We start from the raw sequence: 4,063 nt of genomic DNA on the forward strand, positions 1-4,063 counted from the left end.
ACTCTAACGCCGACGGCAAGGGACAAGCTCAACCTGCGGGTTGCGAGACAACCGGGAACCTCTGCCGGGCGCACGGTACTGGGGTACGGCCATCGTCTGCCCCCACCGTCCACGACCACCCGGGTGTCCGAGCATGCCCACCAGGAGGACGAGGCTGGGCTGTGCCCGCGATCCTTCCCATCCGGCTGGGCTGCCAGCCCACCCGTGCTTGAGTGGTCGCTGACCGACCTCACCAGCGCCAACCGGGTACACCCTCCAGGGCCTCGACCCGCTCGGGGGGCTGGGTGCCGGCGCGTGGGCCTGACGGCCCCCGAGGGGCGCTGGAGCAGGGGTAGGCGCCCTCGGTCGGTGGCCCGGCGCTTCCCCGCGGGCCGCCCACGCCAGAGGCCCCGAGCCATCACCGGGGGCCTCTGTGCGTTCCTGACTCGTGCTGCACGGCCTATGATCGCGGCCAATGGACACCACGGTCGTCGCCGCAACCGCCATCGGGGCAATGGCAGGCTTGATCGGCGGCCTTGGTGGGCCGGTCATCACCGCTCGAATACAGCGATCGAACGAGCGGAGCCGACAGCGTGAGCGGGCCGCAGAAGTGCTCGGCTTGGCCGGGCTGCTGCTGACCGAGCTGAATCCCGGCAGTGTGCTGGTGCCGATTTACGTCGCCCCGGTGCTGCAGTCGAGCGAGCAAGACGCGATCGGCGAGGCCTTGGCCAAGCTCGCCAAGCTCGACCAGCGAGTGCCCGTCGTTAGAGAGAACCTTGCGACGCTTGCTGGCTGGTGGTCCACCGCCACGGGATCGGACTTGGCAGAGCAGCTACAGGCGGCGATCTTCGAACTCCGCCGCTTGGACGGGTTGCTGATCGAGGATCTCCGCGTCCATGACGTCACCCCGGACCTTCGAGATCGAGCGTTCGAGGTCTGGAAGGACGCGAACTCACTGGCGAGCCAGCTCCGTGCCGAGATCCGTGGGGACGCCGGGCCACCGCCGCCGAAGCTCCCGCCGTCACCGCCGCCGAAGCTCCTGCTTCCAGCGCGTCCCGAGTCATGGACGGGCTCAGCGCCAAGGGGATGGGAATGGCTCCAACGTTGGCTTTCCGGCTGAAGGGGTGCGGGCTATCCGTCAAGGGCAAGTTCGCTGCGCTCGTGCTTCGGCGCCCTTGACGGGCGGGTCGACCTGCGCCGACGCGGCCTCGAGACCAACCTCGAACAGCATGGCCTGGTCAAGCCGGGGGGGTGCCCCCCCGGGACCCCCCGCGGACTGCCTAGCGTTGCCGCGCTCGTCTCGCCGGACGCCGAGGTGCAAATAGATGCGGTCGCCCTGCCACTCGACCTCGTCGACCTCGCGCTTGCAGTACTCCTTGCAGCCAGCTTCGAAGGCCAGCACCTCCTCATCCTGAGGGAAGTGCTGCAGCTGTCTCAGCATCTCTCGAACGGTCATTCCCCGAGGGTAGCTTGGCTGTGTAGTTTCTCGAACATCAGTTCGAGAAAGGAGGTGCGGAGTGGGGCCGCACTGTTCCTTCTGCGGGACCTTCACCGGGCCCTTCAGCCAGGTCCAGGGCCTGTGCACGGTGCTGATCTGCATCCCGTGCCTGAAGGTCCACCAGGCCCAGCCGAACACCCTGCTCGGCCTCCACGACCCGGGCGATCCGTGGGTTCCGTGGGGCTGTCCGATCCACGGCTGCGGCCGCTGGTTCATCGGCTCCTGGTGTCTCGAGTGGCATACCACGGCCGAGCATCCCGGCTGGACGGCCACCTACGAGCTGCTGCGGCCCTACCCGAACCAGCGCCAGCGGGTCGTGTTCCGGCGGGTCGAGGACCCGGCCCACTGATTGGCTGGCGTCGACCAGGACCTGGCCCGACGAGTCAGGTTCAGCGGCGCCGGCGCCAAAACGCCCGCACGCCCAGCACCACGCAGCCGACCAGGACCACGGTGACGAAGGCGACCCAGGTCGGTTCCAGCGGTGGCGTCTTACGACCTCTCCAACCGACGCGCGCCCCTGCCCTGCCGGCATTAGCTGCAAACAGGCGAACGCCCCCGGCCGTGGTAGCGACCGAGGGCGTTCATGTCCCCCTTGGCAGGTGCCAGAAGAAGCGCCTATAGAGCAGCAGCCACTACATCGGGTCAGTCCACGGCTCGCGCTTGGGGAGGCGCTCCTCGGCCTCAAGCAGCCGACGAACCACCAGCAGCTTGCCCATGTAGGTCGTCCAGGGCCGGGCTGGCGGCTTGCCAGTCCGGATCGGTGACCACCGGATCAGCTTCCCCACTACCCGCAGCCAGGTCTCAGCGGCCAGATCCTCGGCGGCCCCGGGGGCAAGGATCCTGAGATAGCGCAGCACGCTGGGCTGGAGGTCGCGGTACAGCACGGCGAAGGCATGCTCGTCCCTCCCCGGTGGCGTCCGCGAGCAGGACCGCGAAGGCCGGGCCAATCATCGCCCTCCGGCCCCATCATCGACGCCAACCCGGACGGCCACAGTCCGGCCTCCAAGCAGCAGATGCCGGATCGGCGCCCAGGTCACCTGCGCGCTGCCGTCCACCCGTGTCGCCTCCCTGATGGACCGGATCAAGGTGCCACACCGCCCACCTTCGCCCAGTGACTGTCAATCACGCAGCCTGGGGCATGCAGCCGACGTTCCACGACGGCTGCATGGTTAGGCACGCCAGCAAATGCGGCAAGGCCAGCGCGGTCCCGCCTGACGGCTTCACCACGTCAGCTTTCCCTCGGAGCGATTGGGCGGCGCAGACAACACCCTGACGGGCAGCGACGCTCAGCCCCTCACCGACCACAGCATCGGGCCGTCGTGATCTCCCCTCAGCTCGACCATCGCCGTGGAAGATCATCCACGACGCCAACAGGTTGTGGTGCTTGTTCGGTCAAAGGGACGTTGACCACAAGATGGTGTGGTGACCGATGCAGCCCGTACCTACCACAGATCCGTGGAGCCCGAATCGCGTCCGTACGTCATATCGCATACCCTGGCCCGCCGTCGGGCGCTACCACTTGCACTTCTCCTCCGGAGTACCGGAAGGTTCCTGGTGGAGTCACTGCTCAACCCCAAGCAGACGGCCGACCTGGCCAGCCTCCTGAGTGCGGTCAGCTCGCAGGCTCGCCTTGGCAGCGGCTACCGCGATCAGGCCGGCTACTGGGCCGGCCAGGTCGGCCCCAGGCTAGCCGCCGGCGATGTGCAGAGCATCGCGTGGCTGCTGGAGGACGTGGCCGGCTCGCCCTGGCTACCGGAGCCCATGCAGCAGTGGGCCAGGGCCTGGGCCATGACCATCAGGGAGCTGACCAGCGGCCACGACGCGTTCTGAGCAACAACCCGTCGCCGCAAGCCGTACGTGCCGGGTCAGCAGCATCTCCAATCAGCGTTCAGCTGTGGCAGGTGCTGCCGGGCTACACCAACGGCCAGAAGTATCTCTACGAGGGCGGCGCGGAGCGCAAGACCTACAGTGACCTGGATGCCTCCTGGAGCCACCGCTCAGCGGTCAGCGCCCGGGAGGCCGGGAGCTTCTACGGCTACAAGCTCCACCGGGCCGTGTGCGCCGAGACAAGCCTGCCGTTGGCGTGGCGGGATGGAGACGGCCAAGGCGGCCGAGTCCAGCTTCGCGGTGCCGCTGCTGATGCGGTGAAGGCGCGAGGGTTCCGCCCTGAGGTTGCCGTGCCCGACATGGGCTATGACCACGAGGTGGTCTGCCAGCAGTGAGCAGCGCGACTGCCGCCCGGTCATCCCGCTGCGTGAGACGCCTGCCGTCAAGGCCGGCAAGCACAAGCCGCCGACGTGTGAGCACGGCGAGTGGACGTTCGCAGGCTCGGATGTCACCACCGGGCAGCCAAGGGGGTGCTGCCTGACAGCTGAGTGCTCCTCGGCGAGCCGGTGGATCGGGGCCGGCCTCTGAACACCCTGATCCCGCGATCCTCGCTGCGGAAGAAGCTCTACCGCCTGCGTGGCGCACTCGAGCGGGAGAACGGCCGGCCAAGCACGAGCACATTCGATCATCGCCGTACCCGGACCAGTCCAGTGATGCTCCTCAGGGCCTTGCTGTCGCTCCGCCGTCGCCAATTTTGAC

Annotated in this window: 6 protein-coding genes; 4 read left to right on the top strand and 2 right to left on the bottom strand. The window is 68.1% G+C overall.

What is annotated here, in order from left to right; all coding sequences use genetic code 11:
• The first annotated feature begins 454 nt into the window (after positions 1-454).
• Positions 455-1,099: a hypothetical protein gene (locus tag VF468_22115; protein ID HEX5880986.1), complete on the top strand. Its 645-nt coding sequence runs from the start codon at positions 455-457 to the stop codon at positions 1,097-1,099.
• A gap of 18 nt (positions 1,100-1,117) precedes the next feature.
• Here VF468_22115 and VF468_22120 read toward each other — a convergent pair whose 3' ends face one another.
• On the bottom strand, positions 1,118-1,435 hold the full coding sequence (locus tag VF468_22120; GenBank protein ID HEX5880987.1) for a hypothetical protein: 318 nt from the start codon (positions 1,433-1,435) through the stop codon (positions 1,118-1,120).
• A 61-nt stretch (positions 1,436-1,496) separates the two neighbouring features.
• Between VF468_22120 and VF468_22125 the strand changes: the two genes are divergently transcribed.
• Positions 1,497-1,826, top strand: a complete 330-nt coding sequence (locus tag VF468_22125) for a hypothetical protein (GenBank protein HEX5880988.1) — start codon at positions 1,497-1,499, stop codon at positions 1,824-1,826.
• Between the two features lie 283 nt (positions 1,827-2,109).
• Here VF468_22125 and VF468_22130 read toward each other — a convergent pair whose 3' ends face one another.
• Positions 2,110-2,361 (bottom strand): hypothetical protein, encoded by a 252-nt coding sequence (locus tag VF468_22130; protein ID HEX5880989.1) that lies wholly within the window; start codon positions 2,359-2,361, stop codon positions 2,110-2,112.
• A gap of 670 nt (positions 2,362-3,031) precedes the next feature.
• Here VF468_22130 and VF468_22135 point away from each other — a divergent pair.
• Positions 3,032-3,307 carry a hypothetical protein gene (locus VF468_22135; protein ID HEX5880990.1) on the top strand — a complete coding sequence of 92 codons (276 nt, stop codon included), beginning with the start codon at positions 3,032-3,034 and terminating at the stop codon, positions 3,305-3,307.
• A 71-nt stretch (positions 3,308-3,378) separates the two neighbouring features.
• On the top strand, positions 3,379-3,699 hold the full coding sequence (locus VF468_22140) for a hypothetical protein (protein HEX5880991.1): 321 nt from the start codon (positions 3,379-3,381) through the stop codon (positions 3,697-3,699).
• Positions 3,700-4,063 lie beyond the last annotated feature (364 nt).

The sequence above is a fragment of the Actinomycetota bacterium genome, assembly GCA_036280995.1.
Taxonomy (GTDB): domain Bacteria; phylum Actinomycetota; class CALGFH01; order CALGFH01; family CALGFH01; genus CALGFH01.